This is a genomic window from Parageobacillus caldoxylosilyticus, from assembly GCF_019272935.1.
Classification (GTDB): domain Bacteria; phylum Bacillota; class Bacilli; order Bacillales; family Anoxybacillaceae; genus Saccharococcus; species Saccharococcus caldoxylosilyticus.
On record NZ_CP040553.1, the window covers coordinates 3728182 to 3744017 of the forward strand.

General features: G+C 40.3%; 17 protein-coding genes and 1 pseudogene. 6 read left to right on the forward strand and 12 right to left on the reverse strand.

The window, feature by feature from the left end; genetic code table 11:
- Positions 1-26 precede the first annotated feature (26 nt).
- Positions 27-497, forward strand: a complete 471-nt coding sequence (locus tag BV455_RS18915) for a transposase family protein (protein WP_081162459.1) — start codon at positions 27-29, stop codon at positions 495-497.
- Positions 498-534: 37 nt separating this feature from the next.
- Complete coding sequence (locus tag BV455_RS18920) at positions 535-1587, forward strand: transposase (protein WP_245005363.1); 1053 nt, start codon at positions 535-537, stop codon at positions 1585-1587.
- 1480 nt (positions 1588-3067) lie between these two features.
- Here the strand turns inward: BV455_RS18920 and BV455_RS18925 are convergent.
- From BV455_RS18925 to BV455_RS18970, 10 genes and pseudogenes are all read right to left on the reverse strand, one after another.
- Entirely contained in the window at positions 3068-4303 is a 1236-nt protein-coding gene (locus tag BV455_RS18925; protein WP_218687209.1) for an IS256 family transposase, read from the reverse strand.
- Between the two features lie 97 nt (positions 4304-4400).
- Positions 4401-4601: a hypothetical protein gene (locus BV455_RS18930; protein ID WP_218687561.1), complete on the reverse strand. Its 201-nt coding sequence runs from the start codon at positions 4599-4601 to the stop codon at positions 4401-4403.
- Positions 4602-4942: 341 nt separating this feature from the next.
- Positions 4943-5821: an IS982 family transposase gene (locus BV455_RS18935; protein ID WP_183363814.1), complete on the reverse strand. Its 879-nt coding sequence runs from the start codon at positions 5819-5821 to the stop codon at positions 4943-4945.
- A gap of 255 nt (positions 5822-6076) precedes the next feature.
- The gene (locus BV455_RS20530; protein ID WP_235605643.1) at positions 6077-6286 is read right to left on the reverse strand and encodes a hypothetical protein; all 210 of its coding nucleotides are present in this window, start codon (positions 6284-6286) and stop codon (positions 6077-6079) included.
- 259 nt (positions 6287-6545) lie between these two features.
- Positions 6546-6803 carry a hypothetical protein gene (locus BV455_RS18945; protein ID WP_061580333.1) on the reverse strand — a complete coding sequence of 86 codons (258 nt, stop codon included), beginning with the start codon at positions 6801-6803 and terminating at the stop codon, positions 6546-6548.
- Positions 6804-6927: 124 nt separating this feature from the next.
- Positions 6928-7365, reverse strand: a complete 438-nt coding sequence (locus tag BV455_RS18950) for a hypothetical protein (RefSeq protein WP_235605644.1) — start codon at positions 7363-7365, stop codon at positions 6928-6930.
- A gap of 33 nt (positions 7366-7398) precedes the next feature.
- Positions 7399-7806 (reverse strand): annotated as a pseudogene (locus BV455_RS20840) (transposase); the annotation flags it as partial.
- A gap of 167 nt (positions 7807-7973) precedes the next feature.
- Positions 7974-8237 (reverse strand): hypothetical protein, encoded by a 264-nt coding sequence (locus BV455_RS18960; RefSeq protein ID WP_042412481.1) that lies wholly within the window; start codon positions 8235-8237, stop codon positions 7974-7976.
- 21 nt (positions 8238-8258) lie between these two features.
- Entirely contained in the window at positions 8259-9323 is a 1065-nt protein-coding gene (locus BV455_RS18965; protein ID WP_218687562.1) for an anti-sigma factor, read from the reverse strand.
- Positions 9320-9922, reverse strand: coding sequence for a sigma-70 family RNA polymerase sigma factor (locus BV455_RS18970; protein WP_342393766.1), 603 nt, complete (start codon positions 9920-9922; stop codon positions 9320-9322). The genes BV455_RS18965 and BV455_RS18970 overlap by 4 nt, the downstream gene beginning before the upstream one ends.
- 211 nt (positions 9923-10133) lie before the next feature.
- Here BV455_RS18970 and BV455_RS18975 point away from each other — a divergent pair, with 211 nt between their 5' ends.
- Positions 10134-10622 carry a DUF6803 family protein gene (locus BV455_RS18975; protein ID WP_061580270.1) on the forward strand — a complete coding sequence of 163 codons (489 nt, stop codon included), beginning with the start codon at positions 10134-10136 and terminating at the stop codon, positions 10620-10622.
- Between the two features lie 146 nt (positions 10623-10768).
- On the opposite strand, the gene BV455_RS18980 is transcribed toward BV455_RS18975, so the two are convergent.
- Together BV455_RS18980 and BV455_RS18985 are read right to left on the reverse strand one after the other, a co-directional pair.
- Entirely contained in the window at positions 10769-11038 is a 270-nt protein-coding gene (locus BV455_RS18980) for a hypothetical protein (protein WP_245005302.1), read from the reverse strand.
- A gap of 69 nt (positions 11039-11107) precedes the next feature.
- Positions 11108-11986, reverse strand: coding sequence for an IS982 family transposase (locus tag BV455_RS18985; RefSeq protein WP_183363814.1), 879 nt, complete (start codon positions 11984-11986; stop codon positions 11108-11110).
- 162 nt (positions 11987-12148) lie between these two features.
- Between BV455_RS18985 and BV455_RS18990 the strand changes: the two genes are divergently transcribed.
- The 3 genes from BV455_RS18990 (at position 12149) to BV455_RS19000 (ending at position 15643) form a co-directional block, all read left to right on the forward strand.
- Positions 12149-12499 (forward strand): hypothetical protein, encoded by a 351-nt coding sequence (locus tag BV455_RS18990; protein WP_245005303.1) that lies wholly within the window; start codon positions 12149-12151, stop codon positions 12497-12499.
- 449 nt (positions 12500-12948) lie between these two features.
- A complete protein-coding gene (locus BV455_RS18995; RefSeq protein ID WP_015373744.1) occupies positions 12949-14166 on the forward strand; it encodes an IS110 family RNA-guided transposase in 1218 nt (405 codons plus the stop codon).
- 382 nt (positions 14167-14548) lie between these two features.
- Positions 14549-15643 carry an L-dopachrome tautomerase-related protein gene (locus BV455_RS19000; protein WP_015373743.1) on the forward strand — a complete coding sequence of 365 codons (1095 nt, stop codon included), beginning with the start codon at positions 14549-14551 and terminating at the stop codon, positions 15641-15643.
- Positions 15644-15836 lie beyond the last annotated feature (193 nt).

Genomic DNA, 15836 nt, shown 5'->3' on the forward strand with positions numbered 1-15836 from the left:
AATAAAAAGAAAAGGAGTGTATGACGATGGCTCATCTTTCCTGGTCTCCTCTCAGTCCAACTATCGAACTGCTGGATATATCTGATGTCGGTAATAGTTTGCGTTTAACGGTAAAAAGCATCCGTGAGTCTTCTCCCTGTCCTGCCTGTCATCATATTTCCTCCCGCCCGCATAGTCGGTATACACGTGTGATTCAAGATCTTCCTATCGCCGATCAGCCTGTTTCTCTTCTGCTTATTTCTCGAAAATGGTTTTGTGATTCTCCTGTTTGTCCCGTTAAAGTATTTACAGAGCGTTATGATTGGCTGGCACCGCATGGCCGCCGTACCCTTCGGGCAGAACACATCTTGCGGCAAATTGCTTTTTCTACCAGCTGTCTCTCTGCACAAAAGGTGGCGCAATCCGTCCATCTTCCTGTCAGCCATGATACATTGTTAACCATCATTCGGAAAACCTCTATTCCTGTAGAGGTGTCTCCCTTTCCTCGGAGTCGATGATTTCGCTTTTCGAAAAGGACATACGTATGGAACCATCATTTGCAATTTAGACAATCATCATCCTGTTGCGCTTTTGCCTGATCGGCTGCCACAAACACTAACCGAATGGCTGAAATCATATTCTCATGTACAAGTGATGAGCAGGGATGGGTTTACAGGATTTCGTCAGGGGATTACGAATGCCAACCCTTCCATCCTTCATGTATATGATCGATGGCATTTTACCGGGAATGCGAAGAAGAGACTGGATCTTCTTCTTTTATCGATCGTTCCCTCTGTAATGACATGGAGTGAACCTAACCCCTCTGTTCGTGAAATCGAAATGACAAAGGCAGAAAAAAGGAAAAAGCAGCGTCAGGAACAAAAATGGGCACTCATTCAAGAAATCCAAACCGCTCATTCATCAGGAAAAAGCATTTCCAGGCTCGCAAGGGAATATGAGCTGGATTGGAAAACGGTGAAAAAATATCTCCAGATGACCACCCCGCCACTGGTTCATCGGCGAAAAAGAAAAACACCGATTTCCCCTTTTTTGGACCGTGTCATTGAGTTAGAATCCCAAGGTCAAACCATCTCCTCCATCGATTCCCTTCTTCGCAAAGAAGGATATGCCGGCACGTTTTCGGCAGTGCGAACCGCCGTAGAAACGATTCGACGGAATCGGAAGAGGAATGATCCATCGACATTGGAACATCGTATCACAAGAAAACAGCTGGCTTATTGGATATGGTCGCCGTATCATCGACTTTCAGAAAAAGAGAAAATGGATCTGGAACAATGCCTAAAAACGTATCCAGCTGCTCGTCCCGTCTATGAAGTAGTGCAAGAATATCGGGAAGCTGTGGATCAAAGAGATTATGACCGTTTTCTTGTTTGGCTGCGTGGTCAGCTTTCGGATTCAAAACAGCCATTTTATTCTTATGCGAAGCGCTTGCGCAGCGATTTGCAGGCAGTAAAACACGCTTTTCTTCTCCCATACAGCAATGGGGTACTAGAAGGTCAAATCAATCGGTTAAAAACCATTAAACGAATGATGTATGGCCGTGCTGGATTAGACTTGTTAGAAAAAAGGGTTCTCTATAGACTTTAATTATTATTTTAATAAAACAATAAAAATCTCCAACAGGGATGATAGGAAGGCATTCACCAAATATACGTAAGAGCCATTTTTTGCTTGCAAAAAACACCTGCTATAGAAACATGATTCAGGCTGGTTGGGACTTGTGATCTCGTAAACAAGCGAACCTATGATACTACAAAGAGGAATGAAGGGGTACCGGCCATTTCATTTTTGGAGGAAAAGATGTTAGAATGAATCCAGTTGTTGGTCTGGATGTTTAGTTAAATAAGCAAGCTCTTAATGCTCATTTATTAGTCTCCGAACCCAATGATTCTATACTGCTTACAAGGTGCTCGCAACATGACTACATGAGTGCATACAAAAAGCTTACAGTATGATGCCCATTGTAAGCTTTCACTAATAATATCTTTGTTAATCAAATTGCTATTTATCATTAAGTGCATCATAAACTGAAAAAATAAGAATGCCAAATTTGGCATTCTTAACTACAAGGTTTACTCAGAAAAGATTGAGTAAACCATCTCTATTCACTAATAATTAGGTGTAATTTGATTTTGGATGTTTCTAATAAATAGTTTTCCATAGCAGTAATTGAAACTAAGGGTTAGTTAATTTGAAGATTTTCATCAAAAAAATAAATATTAATTTGTTAAATTTTTTTATGTCTACACAGACGTATATCAGAAGATAAAAAACGTCTCTAGGACAAATTGTCCTAGAGATTGGTACACTGCTTTACAAGGTCACTCTGATAACATGAATTTTTATAACCAGTCTGCTGATAATAATATTTGAGTTACACGCTTAAATCACGAGCTATATAAATTCAGTTTGAATTTCCGACATGTTTAACCAATATTTCCTTGTCTATAGCGTTCCTAAACGAGTTATATATGTCGGAAAATGAATCTGAACCTATATAGTAAAGTATAATATTATTAATGAATAAGGTAGCAAGCATCCATCGATTCATCAATATTTCTAGTAAATAGCACTGCTTATTCGAATAAAAAAAGATGACCCTAAAGGCGCACTTTCCCTAGTTTGGAGAGTATGCCTTTTATTATCAAAACTGAAAGAAAGAGCAAACTTATGGATCTAGTCGTTGTTCGTGTTTTCGACGCTCTCGTGAGTCGTTGCCAATAGAAGAAAGACACCGCCCTTTGTCTACTTTTGTTGGGGTTCTCGTTATAGAAAATTTTAACGAACATTTATTATTGTATTTCTTCATTAAGTAGAGTTATAAAAAAGTTTTTAAATTCATCCAACATATGGGGGGTCAAGTCCAAATTATTGTGTAAATTCCCCTTTGATAGACAACATGGACCTGATGACTTGACGTATGGTAGGTAAGACCGGCAAGTCTCCCTGCCGGTCGCCTTCCCGGACAAATGATCATGTTGTCAAGGAACAGGCGTGTCAAGGAACTTTCGCGGCATATCCTCGCTTCGCTCCGGTATTCCACGTTCTCCTTGACACGGCGTAGAGGTTATCCCACTTTCTTGATCGCCGAAGCCTCCTGATTCACCGATCGGACTCCTTGCTCTTTCGTTTTCCGCCACTGCCAATATTCAGCCATATCCAAGTATTTGCGCCCTGACATCCATTTTTCATCGATTTCGATCAACACGGCACCAACGAGGCGATACACCGATTCCCGGTTCGGAAAGATGCGGATGACCCGTTCTCTGCGGCGAATTTCTTCGTTCAGCCGTTCCACTCCGTTGGTCGTGCGCAGACGCCGACGATAACGGTCCGGATAGTCCAATACGGCGGTGGCTTCTTCGAATCCCTCTTCGAGGATTTGCATGGCTTTTGGGGCTTTTTCTTCCCATTTGGCCAGCACTTGTTCCAATAACAGCCGGGCCGTTTGCTTATTTGGAGCATGAAGAATCCCACGAATCTCCTCGAGCAAGGCATCCTGCATATACTTTGGTGCGGCATCGAGGATATTGCGAATAAAATGTGTCTGGCATCGTTGCCATGTAGCGCCTTGGAAATGCTTTTCAATGGCTTGCACCAGCCCACCGTGCTGATCCGAGATGATCAAGTCCACTCCCCGGAGTCCCCGGTCTTTCAGCCATCCGAAGAACTCGCTCCAGCTGGACTCCGATTCACTGTTTCCGATTTGCAGGCCAAGAATTTCCCGATATCCTTCCTCATTCACTCCTGTAGCGATCAACACGGCTCTAGAGCGTACTCGTCCATCCTCCCGGACTTTCGTATAAATAGCATCTACTAGCACAAACGGATACACGTGTTCATGAAGGGAACGGTAATTCCAGTCTTGGATAATCGGATCCAGTCCCTTGCACAGTGAGGAGACCGTGGACTTGGAAAACGAAGTGCCGCATAATTCCTCCGTGATTTGAGTGATTTTTCGGGTAGACACCCCGTTTACCACCATTTCCATTAGTGCCAGTACCAGTGCTTGTTCGCTCCGTTGATACCGTTGGAACAGTTCCGTAGAGAACTCCCCATCTCTTGTCCGTGGAACGCGCAAGGTCAACCGTCCCACCCGGGTCGTCAGCTGGCGTGGATACGAACCGTTTCGATAGCCTTTTCGTTCTTCCGTTCGTTCATAACGGCGAGCTCCCAGCTGTTCTTCTACTTGTGCCTCGAGGATTTGATTGAGGACTTGTTCCAATAGCTTAGCTAATCCCTCATCTCTGGTGAATAACCCGTGCAAAAGTTCATCATTTAGGGTAATATGATATTGAGCCATGGTTGCATTCCTCCTTATGTTTGGTGTTTTTGGTCCACTGTTTATTCTACCAAAGGGGAAGCAACATGGCTCTTTTTCTATTTCCCTTTTTACACAATTATATGGACTTAACTTTTCCACTACCTGTCGGTAATTCCATGGCAATATTATCTTCATTCATAAATTCTTTTTGATAAATTTCTAACATTTTAGATTGATGGTCAAGCAATCCTTTTACTTTTCTATTCCTTAAATCTCTAAATAAAGCTATAGGACTTTCAATAGACACGTTTGATCTTATCCTTTTTTTGAAAGCCATTTATTAACCCCCTTCCCAATACTTATCACCATTATCATTATATTACAAAAAAACTGTTAAAGCGCCAATTTAAAAAGTGTCTTTTTCATAATTTATAGAAAAAGAAGAACCACTTATATCTAATATACCGCTAATCACTGAATCAAATGGTGCCTATTAGCTCTCTCCTTATGTACTTTGTTGTTTATATCTGGACAAATAAGTACACACGTGCTAATATGTACATAAATTAACTCAATTTATTTTTTGGCTACAATTATCATTTTTTTATACGAATTATCAAAGTTTATACTTGATTATTAAGTAAACTTACTGACTTAACCCGTGGTGCTAGTTGAGTCTTAACGCTCAACTAGCCTAAGAACAACAAGCGAGTAAGCCAGTAAAATACCATCCAGTGCCGTTTCAAATCCAGAAATTGAGTTCGCTCGAATCTCGGTGATCCGATATGAATCGACTAAAATCGAAAACACGGTTTCAATCACTTTGCGTTTTCGTTTCATCCACTGTTTCCATGCGTCTGATTGGCGAATTCGCTGATTTTTTCGAACAGGCGTCCAAAAAGCAACTCGATGCTCTTCGTACAGCTTCTTTTGCAGTTTTTGGCTGATGTACCCTTTGTCACCTAGGTTATACGAATGTGGAATTTGTGTCATGACGGTTTCAGCGGCCACCCGGTCGTGACAAGACGCTTCGGTGACGACATATCCCATCGGAAGCCCTTGATCGGTGACCTGCAGATGAAGTTTTAACCCATAGAAAGCAATCCTTTTGGAAGCACAATAGCCAATATCGGCGATTCCACGAAACCGTTTGACGCGATACATTCGGGATGAATGACACAACTCGATCGGCAAGCTGTCCACAACCGCATACGCATGGTGCTGCCCGCGCTTGGCCAGCTGGTGCCGCATCCACTTGATCGCAAAGCCAAGCGCCCGGCAGCGACGGTTGTACCGAGAACGCTCAGGGAACAAGGCCTTGGGAAACAAATTCCCAATCACAAACCGGTGCCAAGCCCGTTCGGAAGTGAAGCCCAACAACTTTCCAAGGACATGGATGGCGATGATGACTTCGTCTTTCTGTTTCAACAAATGACGATTTCGACGTTGAAGAGGAATCTGGATACTCGATAGTTGAGCCGATACAAAGAACAAAATCGCTTCATATTGTTTTTGAAGTTTGGCTCGATCTGTTGTAAAATGAAAGTGCTCTTGCATGTGAATTCTCCTTTTAAATGTTTGGTCGCACTTTCATTTTAAGGAGATCCTCATGCAAGGGCTATTTTTATGCTTGTCTGATTTTATCTAGCACCACGGGTTGACTTATCATTTTTTTATCCTTCACTTTATATTATGTTAACTGAAATTTAAAAAATATATAAGTGACTTTTGATTGCCACTACTCTTTCTTTATTTGATAAAATTCTTCGCTAAATTGTTTGACTTGTTTCAACCTCTATCTATAAAAAATTCCTAATGTAATTCCAACTGTTTCACATGCTTGATGAACGCAATAACTTTTTCGATATTCATCGATAAAAGCTTTTTTTCTTGCTGCAACGGCTTATTTTGTCTTTTTAAATTTCGCATTTTGCAATTTTCTGCATCCGTATTTTTATCTGGAAACGCTTCAAATTTGCGTTTTAAATATAATCCTTTATCAATCGTTTTTCCGCCGCTCATATAATAGGACGAACATGTTTTTCGTTTTTGGTTAAGTACACGTCAAATCCTCGCGCTTTTAAATAATGTTCTAATACCGTCATGAAATCGAAAGAGCCGCCAACAAAACTGACTAAATAGCCACGAGAATAAATACGTCAAAAGGCCTCTTATAAAATGATTTAAATACACTTCTGGAACGTACGGAAATTTATCCAACATAAAGTTTTCTCTTATTATATTATCTCATAGTTTGTACTACAAATGACCTCATTTACTACTAAAACCCTTCCCGCAAACCGAAGAAAAAAGCAATAATCAGAAATGCATATACCCCTATTACTATACTTACAATACTTATTGTAATTGTCTTCCATTGTCCTTTTTCACTTATTAAGGCTGTTATTAGCGAAAGTCCTACACCGATTATTAAAATGCCAGTACCAATATCTCCTCTAATCTTACCATATCCGAAGGTTAATACAGTAAAAGTCAAGATTAGTAAAGCAAAAGATACTTTCCCTAAATGTTTTCTCAATTAAAAATCCCCCTATGAATTTGGTTTAAATATTATTAACCATTTCTTCCCTTTACTATATATTTCAATTTCACCTCTTTTCAGAATTTTATTCAAAATTTAGTTGTCGTTTAGTTCAGGCGGATTATTTTACTTCTTCAATCCCTTTATCTTCATTTACAAATATAACAGATATCCCAGTTCTTTCTTTTGCAAGGCGGGGTAAACGTTCCCATAGATTACGATATTGTTGCATATCAGGTAGAGCTATGCTATATTTTGCATTCGGATCACTCATCCTTTGAAGCGTCTCCCCTAAAATAGCTAAAAAGTAGTTTACTCTCATAGCACTCCGTGTGCCACAACCCTTAACTTCAATTATCCATCTTTCTTTACCTTTAAATGCATCAATATCAATACCTTGACTCTTTCCCCATGCAACCTGTGTATTCCAACCATTAGAAATAAGGTAATTATTTAATAGTAGTCTAAAATTGGATACATAATGCTTAACAAGATAAAAATAGTTGTCATTATTAACATTATTTCTCCTCGGCAACCCAAAAAGAAATAGATATTTCATATTAACATTAGTTCAAATTCATTAAGAATGATTAGATTTCTCGAGTTTTGCATTCACCATTGTTATCCCCTTTTGCTTCATTTTGGGATACCGTATTTCTAAATTTTTGAGCAGCTGTGCATGAAAGACGGGAAATCCTTGTTCCCAGAACCACTTTGCCGTGCGGGAGAACGTAGAAAGATGAGGAACTTCACTAAGCCCACAAGCCCGCTGAAAACAGCGAAAACACTGCACGATGCGCACTAATTTTCACAAGTAATCAATAGCAAAATAGGTTTTCAAAAAGAAACATTTTAACAATGATTTTTTCGACACTGGCAGCCTTCCTGTCACATACGGTGTTTCTGGCAACGATAGAGAGTCAATATATCGAAATAACGATACTAAAAGTGGATCAATTTCATAAGACCATGTATGTTCATTGTTTAAATTGGAAATCATGATAGTGTCCACCCCTTGGTAGTTGGTTTTGGTCACTGTATATGATTTCCAAGGTGGTGGATTTTTTATGTGCATCTATGCATCCATTATGTCTTTTGCAACACGTTCCTATATTGAAAAAGGACAGCCTTATTTGGACTGTCCTTTTCGCTTTTGCCGCAGTAAAGTCACGGCTTGTAGTTAATACCTATGCCAAACCAAATCATTCCCATACAAGAAACGATTAGGATGAAATGAAGGATGCCGCCTAAATATGAGTAGAACCGATCTTCTTTGATGAGGCCAAGCAAGCATATGAGCATTCCGAACAATGAAATCCAAATGTAACTGATATCAAAAACAGGGATCTCCGCTATAATTTGTACATTTAACAAAATAAGCAAAAATACAGCCACCAATGTATTTAGCATATTGATTCTTGCTATTTTCATTTTCGACAATTCCCCCCTTTGCTATGGCAAATTAATCTGACCTAATCGAATTACGTTGACTTCCTTCATCTTTTCTAGAGACAAAACATCTTTGGCGGTTCCCGTTATAGCGATTCCATAAATCTTCAATTCTTTATGCTTTTTCACCCATTTTAGTCGCTCGGCCATCTTTAAGTCTTTGTATTCCGTTAGTTGTGTTGCCCATTTTTCGTTTTTGCTCAATAGCTCGAGCCCTTTGATTACTTCTTCGTAATCAGTAAGCGAACGATTGAATATAGAGTCTACATGCACTTTTTTATATGGAAAGCCAATTGCTGGTGTTTGGATGAAATCTAAATCATTCCTCATCTGTTCCTCTACACCTGTGTCCAACGCAAGCCATGTCATATGATATCCCTTAAATTTTTCATTTATTTCTTTTAAGGAATAGGACCGATTCAGGGAAATATAGATTTCAACCGGCCAATCGCTTGGGAGAGACTCAATTTTTGTTCGTTCGTCAGGTAAAAAGTATTTGGCTTTCGGGTGAATAAAGTTGATTCCAATGTGATCAATCGAATACCCAATCGCTCGATAATTCGATTCTTTAGCAAACACATCATTTAAGAATAGTTTGTAAGTATCCTTGCCTAGATAATTTTTTTTATCATCCATCCATTTATATTTGTCGGTCGTGACAGTCATGGTAAAGGGCTTGATCTCAACATCGACCGTATCGTAATCTACATACACATTTGGCGCTGTCATTTCACTCACCGTTCGAATGGTTTCAATAAATTCGTTCCCTCTGTTATGCTCTCGCCCCCAGCCGTAATAAACAAAAGTAAACATAGTCAATAAGGGAACAATCGTGAGTATAAATGATACAACAAGCAGCGTATTTCTAAAAAAGAATTTTTGTTGGGCCTTTTTCATCATTTTTGCGAGATCGTCTTCCTTCATCCTTTCATCATGAAGGGTTTCATGGAGAAATTCATTGTATACGTCAAAACTTTCTAGAAGTTCCTCTATTTTCTGTTCTTCCTCTTTGCTTAGTGTGCCATTTTGATATTTCTGCAATAATGGTTTTAACTCGTCTTTTCTCATCCCTTCACCTCATTGCGTAATCGTTTTTCTAATTCCCGTCTGCCCCGAAACACAAGGCTTTTTAAATAAGGGAGTTTTACGTTTAACAGCTCCGCCGCTTCTTTATAGCTAAATCCTTTTAAATCGACGAGCATAATGGCTTTTTGTTGCAGTTCTTTCATGTTGGACAAATGTTTATAAATCAACTCCAGCTCATATTTTTGCAAAAACGCGTTTTCCGTTTCTAATAATGGATCTAGCTTTAACGACGCAAAGAAATCATCCACTTGTACAAGCTGCATCTTTTTTGCTTTTCTGCAGTGGTCGATGAAGGTATGATAAGCGATCCGGTAAAGCCATGACTTTATTTGTGCTATGTCGCTTATGCCGCTTACATGTAAATAAACCTTATAAAATGTTTCCTGCAGGAGATCCTCTGCCAAATGATAATCATTGGTTAGTCTGTACAGATAGCGAAAAAGGGATTTGGAATACAAGCGCATAAGTATATCGAACTCGAAATTATTGGCAATGGTTTCCACCCTCCTTCCGCTATAAAAGACGCATAAAAAAATAAAAATGTTTCTGTTTTTCCAAAATTTTTTATGAAACATATGCATTAATTAGAAAAATCATCGGACATCATTTTGAAACAGCATCCATACATACTTTAATTACTTCTATATAAAGCGGTTATCATATCTTTGCTATCCATATATGTAAAGGATTCGGTGAATCTTGTCACAAATTATTCTTAAATTTTCCAAAGAAAATGCACAAATTGTGATTAAGGTTAATAGATGTGGATGTATAAATGCAGGAGGTGATTAGATGAATATGACGCATTACATGGAACTGTTAGCGGTGAATCAACCTTGGAATTTGATTTTATTTATGGCTATTCCCGTTGCTCTTGCTGAGACCATTGCAATAACGGAGCTGGCAATTCTTTTTACTCGCCGTTTCGATGGAATGATCCGTAAAATCAACAAAATATGCAGCATCATTGTTGGTGTCTACTTTTTAGGAATTTTTATTTACTTATTGGTGAGTGCCGTCATTCCATTCACATTGAATGGGGAATGGCGCGGATGGATTGATATTATTGCGGTAGGATTTTATTTAATGGGCGTCATTCCGTTATTGGGATTAAGTCTAATCGATTTAGGCATAATCGGGCGTAGATGGAGCGAGGAACAAAAGTTGAAATATCATTCCACTTTCGTTGGTATATTTCTAGTAGTAGCTCATATTGCCATGATTTTTGGAATGCTCGACCCATCGATCGGCGGCGACCATTCTCATCATATGCATATGTGAAAATAAAGGGGGGGCCAAAAGCAACCACTTTTAGGACACCCTCCTCACATTTCTTTATTTAACTTATTGCAGAAACGATCCCGATCGTGTAAGAAATAAAACGTCAATCAAGGTACATTAAATTCACATTGTGTTTAATTGGCTTCTTATTTCTTAGAAAAGCCTGTGATTGTAAAACAAGTAATAAACGCAACTGTTGTAACTATTATGCTGAATACTAAACCAATAATCCCCCCCATACAAGCATCTTCATTTGGATAAGAAGATTTCAGCGTTACTAACTGATAAGCTAACACAAAAGTCAAAAAAACATAAAAACTACTCCCTAAAAACCCCATCTTCAAACGATTGCTTTTAGCACCCTGCCATGCATGATTAATTAATACCCATGAAAAGATACTTCCGACTACAGCCAAAAACATGACAATCAAATGAACGAACGGAATTGAAAAATATAACAATAAACCCGTGGTGCTAGTTGAGTCTTAACGCTCAACTAGCCTAAGAACAACAAGCGAGTAAGCCAGTAAAATACCATCCAGTGCCGTTTCAAATCCAGAAATTGAGTTCGCTCGAATCTCGGTGATCCGATATGAATCGACTAAAATCGAAAACACGGTTTCAATCACTTTGCGTTTTCGTTTCATCCACTGTTTCCATGCGTCTGATTGGCGAATTCGCTGATTTTTTCGAACAGGCGTCCAAAAAGCAACTCGATGCTCTTCGTACAGCTTCTTTTGCAGTTTTTGGCTGATGTACCCTTTGTCACCTAGGTTATACGAATGTGGAATTTGTGTCATGACGGTTTCAGCGGCCACCCGGTCGTGACAAGACGCTTCGGTGACGACATATCCCATCGGAAGCCCTTGATCGGTGACCTGCAGATGAAGTTTTAACCCATAGAAAGCAATCCTTTTGGAAGCACAATAGCCAATATCGGCGATTCCACGAAACCGTTTGACGCGATACATTCGGGATGAATGACACAACTCGATCGGCAAGCTGTCCACAACCGCATACGCATGGTGCTGCCCGCGCTTGGCCAGCTGGTGCCGCATCCACTTGATCGCAAAGCCAAGCGCCCGGCAGCGACGGTTGTACCGAGAACGCTCAGGGAACAAGGCCTTGGGAAACAAATTCCCAATCACAAACCGGTGCCAAGCCCGTTCGGAAGTGAAGCCCAACAACTTTCCAAGGACATGGATGGCGATGATGACTTCGTCTTTCTGTTTCAACAAATGACGATTTCGACGTTGAAGAGGAATCTGGATACTCGATAGTTGAGCCGATACAAAGAACAAAATCGCTTCATATTGTTTTTGAAGTTTGGCTCGATCTGTTGTAAAATGAAAGTGCTCTTGCATGTGAATTCTCCTTTTAAATGTTTGGTCGCACTTTCATTTTAAGGAGATCCTCATGCAAGGGCTATTTTTATGCTTGTCTGATTTTATCTAGCACCACGGGTTTATTATGCAAAATTCATGGGTTTTTTCAAAGAAGTCACACTGGCCGAGAAAATGCAGTTTATGCGAGATGATCGTGGGAATCATCAATACGAGTTTGTGAGAAACGAAGAATTTAGAGTGAAGGCGATTCAATTGTTGGAAAAGAGGAATCATTTACATATTCTATCCGTACAGTTAGAAGGAGATAAAGGCACTTTCACGCACACTTTTGCCACAAAGAAATCGTTGCAAGAAATTCGAGAAGACTGGAAAGAACCGAAGAAAGCCAAGGAATGGATTCGGGAGGATGTGAAATTTTATGCTTTATGGAAGAATCCGTTCTTGCAATTAAAACCTGACCCACAACCCCATCCCGATAAATATCAATCATTAGAGAAATTCCGAGAAAGATCAAGCGTACTAGAACGATAAGAGAGGTTCTTTCGCTATAAAAGCAATATTCTTTAGTCTTGTCCTGGCGCATTTTTAGGCCGTTGCATTTAAAAAAATGGAACAGGCTAAAAATGCGTTTTATTTTTTACCTCCTTCCCGAGGACGCTTCTTCCTTTGCCTCACCCCATTGTAATTTTTGCTTGTTAGGCGCATAAAGGACCTGTGCTCTTCGGACGGCTTGCGGGAAGCTTCATATATAACGAAAACGGTTTTTCTTTCTACTTGTCTATGTTAAATTTTTCCTAAATTTTTTGTGCTTTTGTCTCTCATCATTCATTGAATCGCATCATACATTAAAGAATGTGATGGATAGTTGCCAAAAATTTTGTCCACAAATGATTAACGTTTTATGAAGATCAGTAGTAAACTTATGAAGATCGATGATGTATAAAATTTTGTGTAACACATTTTAAACGCTGGTTGTTGGGATGGATATTGCAAAGAAAAAACATTATGCCTGCTTTGTGGATGAGCGAGGGAGGGTGTTAAAAAAGCCGTTTCCCGTTCTGCAATCGAGAGAAGGATTGGAATGGTTGTACCAGTGCATCGTGGAAGCCATGAAGGAATTTGGAAAAACCGAGGTGATCGTTGGCATCGAGCCAACGGGACATTATTGGCTGAATCTCGCCTATTTTCTTGATGAGAAAGGCATTCCTCTCGTCATGACAAACCCGATGCACGTGAAGCGATCCAAAGAGCTGGACGATAACCTTCCAACCAAGCATGATGCGAAAGACGCGCTCGTCATTGCCCGGTTAGTGAAAGACGGCCGATTCAGCTATCCGCGTATTCTGAAAGGGATGGAGGCGGATCTGCGCGTGGGAGCGACATTTCGCTCCAAATTGGTGGAAGAACAGGGAGCGATTCGAAATCAAATGATTCGCTGGCTTGATCGATATTTTCCGGAGTTTTCCCAAGTCTTCCCGTCATTTGGGAAAATGGCGCTCGCGGTGCTGGAATATACGCCATTTCCGAGTGATCTGGCAGGAAAAGAACTAGAAGAGGTGCTGGCCCTTTACCGGCAAAGTGAGGGATTACAATCGCCACAAAAGCCGAAAGCGAAGAAGTTGATGGAATTGGCCCAACACTCCATTGGCGTAACGGAAGGACAACAGATGGCCCGTATCGAAATTGCCACGCTTGTCCGCCGGTACCGCCAACTGGAAGAAGAAATCGAGGCACTGACAGAGCAGCTGATTGAACTCGTACAGACATCGGTCGAATACGAATGGCTGAAGACCGTTCCGGGCTTAGGCGATGCGACCATCGTAGAACTGTTATCAGAGATCGGGAGTTTCTCCCATTATCAGGATCCGCGGCAGCTTATCAAATTAGCGGGCCTGACGCTGCGGGAACATTCCTCCGGCCAACACAAAGGGCAAAAACGGATCTCCAAGCGTGGAAGAAGGCGGTTGCGCGCCCTTCTGTTCCGGGTGATGATGCCGATGATCCGTCACAACGAAGCGTTTCGGCAGCTGCACGAATATTACACGACACGTCCTGATAATCCGTTGCGGAAGAAGCAATCCATTGTAGTGTTATGCGGAAAATTACTGAAGGTACTGCATGCGGTGTGTACGAAACGACAGGCGTTTGACGTGAAGCGAATGATGTGGGACATCTTTGGCCTCGAAACGGCTGCTTGATGCCTATAGTCTCGATTCTCTAGACAACAAGGATGACACGGAGAAGCTGGCGCGATATCATCCATTCGACCTTGAGTCCCTAAAGGAGCTTAGCCGGCCTCTGCCTGATGACTAGACCGAACGAAGGAATGTAGGCACAAGGATGCCAAGAGACATGGGAGGGTTCGTCATCATCAGCGATGCAGAGATCCATGGTGCATCCCATACGCTTCCCCCACTACAACCAAATTTAACCAGTAGTGGCCGCGAAGCGTACCCAGTCAATGTAAGATATACACATATTTAAGAAATAATGTTAGAAACTTTGTCGAAAAATATTTTTTTGACACCCCTGAAACGGCTACAACCGTTGATATATCAACATTTATAGAGGGAGGATATGATGATACCTATGTTACCTAGTGAAAAATATTTTGGTAATTTTGAACTGGTTTATCCATTTTATGGGGCTATGCCTACAGGTGTTACTGTTTCAGAAACCGGTCGTATTTTCGTTTGCTTCCCGAGATGGGGAGACGATGTTAAATTTACGGTGGCGGAAATTGTTGAGGATAAATTGCTGCCTTATCCTAATTTACAAACCAATTTGGTTAACCCCGAGAATATCACAAGGACTTTTATCAGTGTCCAAAGTGTAGTTGCTGATGGAAGGGGAACACTTTGGGTATTAGATACAGCTGCACCCAATTTTTCTGAACCTATTAAAGGGGGGGCAAAATTAGTCGCTGTTGATCTAGAAACGAATACAATAAGAAAAGTATATACCTTTACAGAAGATGTTGTCTTGCCTACAACTTATTTGAATGATGTCCGTTTTGATTTTCGTGTTGGAAAAGCAGGGTATGCTTATATAACGGATTCTTCTTCAACAGGACCAGGAGCTATAATCGTCGTAGATTTAGCAGATGGAAACGCCTTCAGACGGTTAAATGGGGCAAATTCAACTTCACCCGATCCCTATTTTATACCGAAAGTAGAAGGAAAAGTATTAATGAATCGAAATAAAGATGGCAGTACTTCTCCATTTAGACTGGCTTCTGACGGTATTGCGATTTCGCCTGATGGAAGGGTATTATTTTTTTGTCCACTAACCAGTCGTCATCTGTTCTCGATCACAACAGAAGCCCTGAGAGACAGAAGCATACCGGACATGGAATTACCTTATTATGTGGAGTATTGGGGAGAAAAAGGTGCATCTGATGGAATGATCACTGATGCAAAGGGAAATGTTTATGCTGGAGATTATGAACACAACTGTATCCGCAAGATATTGCCAAATGGCACAATGGAAACGATCATACATGACCCGAGAATGTTGTGGCCGGATACTTTGTCAATTGGTCCGGATCAATATTTGTATGTCATTGTGAACCAATTACATCGACAGCCTAGATTTCATTATGGAAAAGACTTACGACAGAAACCTTATAGTTTACTTCGTATCAAAATTGATGAATTTCCTGCTCCGACCTTTTGATAATAAATAAACTTAAAATTAGGAACAGTTTATTTGGTAAATGTTAAACTGTTCCTTGAAATTTTTATAATGTTGGTAAGTTCAATTCTGTATTTATATTTCGGACTTACGATATATCTGGTTGAACATTTTTTTTGTTTATGGTTTAAAAAATACTATCGCTTTATTATGGAGAGCTTAGTGACTCCTCCCT

What these genes read in the sequence shown, in the direction of transcription:
- BV455_RS18915 (WP_081162459.1), top strand. Translation starts at nt 27, where the DNA reads ATGGCTCATCTTTCCTGGTCTCCTCTCAGTCCAACTATCGAACTGCTG.
- BV455_RS18925 (WP_218687209.1), bottom strand. Translation starts at nt 4,303, where the DNA reads ATGGCTCAATATCATATTACCCTAAATGATGAACTTTTGCACGGGTTA.
- BV455_RS18930 (WP_218687561.1), bottom strand. Translation starts at nt 4,601, where the DNA reads ATGGCTTTCAAAAAAAGGATAAGATCAAACGTGTCTATTGAAAGTCCT.
- BV455_RS18935 (WP_183363814.1), bottom strand. Translation starts at nt 5,821, where the DNA reads ATGCAAGAGCACTTTCATTTTACAACAGATCGAGCCAAACTTCAAAAA.
- BV455_RS20530 (WP_235605643.1), bottom strand. Translation starts at nt 6,286, where the DNA reads ATGAGCGGCGGAAAAACGATTGATAAAGGATTATATTTAAAACGCAAA.
- BV455_RS18950 (WP_235605644.1), bottom strand. Translation starts at nt 7,365, where the DNA reads ATGAAATATCTATTTCTTTTTGGGTTGCCGAGGAGAAATAATGTTAAT.
- BV455_RS18960 (WP_042412481.1), bottom strand. Translation starts at nt 8,237, where the DNA reads ATGAAAATAGCAAGAATCAATATGCTAAATACATTGGTGGCTGTATTT.
- BV455_RS18965 (WP_218687562.1), bottom strand. Translation starts at nt 9,323, where the DNA reads ATGAGAAAAGACGAGTTAAAACCATTATTGCAGAAATATCAAAATGGC.
- BV455_RS18970 (WP_342393766.1), bottom strand. Translation starts at nt 9,922, where the DNA reads ATGCATATGTTTCATAAAAAATTTTGGAAAAACAGAAACATTTTTATT.
- BV455_RS18975 (WP_061580270.1), top strand. Translation starts at nt 10,134, where the DNA reads ATGAATATGACGCATTACATGGAACTGTTAGCGGTGAATCAACCTTGG.
- BV455_RS18985 (WP_183363814.1), bottom strand. Translation starts at nt 11,986, where the DNA reads ATGCAAGAGCACTTTCATTTTACAACAGATCGAGCCAAACTTCAAAAA.
- BV455_RS18990 (WP_245005303.1), top strand. Translation starts at nt 12,149, where the DNA reads ATGCGAGATGATCGTGGGAATCATCAATACGAGTTTGTGAGAAACGAA.
- BV455_RS18995 (WP_015373744.1), top strand. Translation starts at nt 12,949, where the DNA reads ATGGATATTGCAAAGAAAAAACATTATGCCTGCTTTGTGGATGAGCGA.
- BV455_RS19000 (WP_015373743.1), top strand. Translation starts at nt 14,549, where the DNA reads ATGATACCTATGTTACCTAGTGAAAAATATTTTGGTAATTTTGAACTG.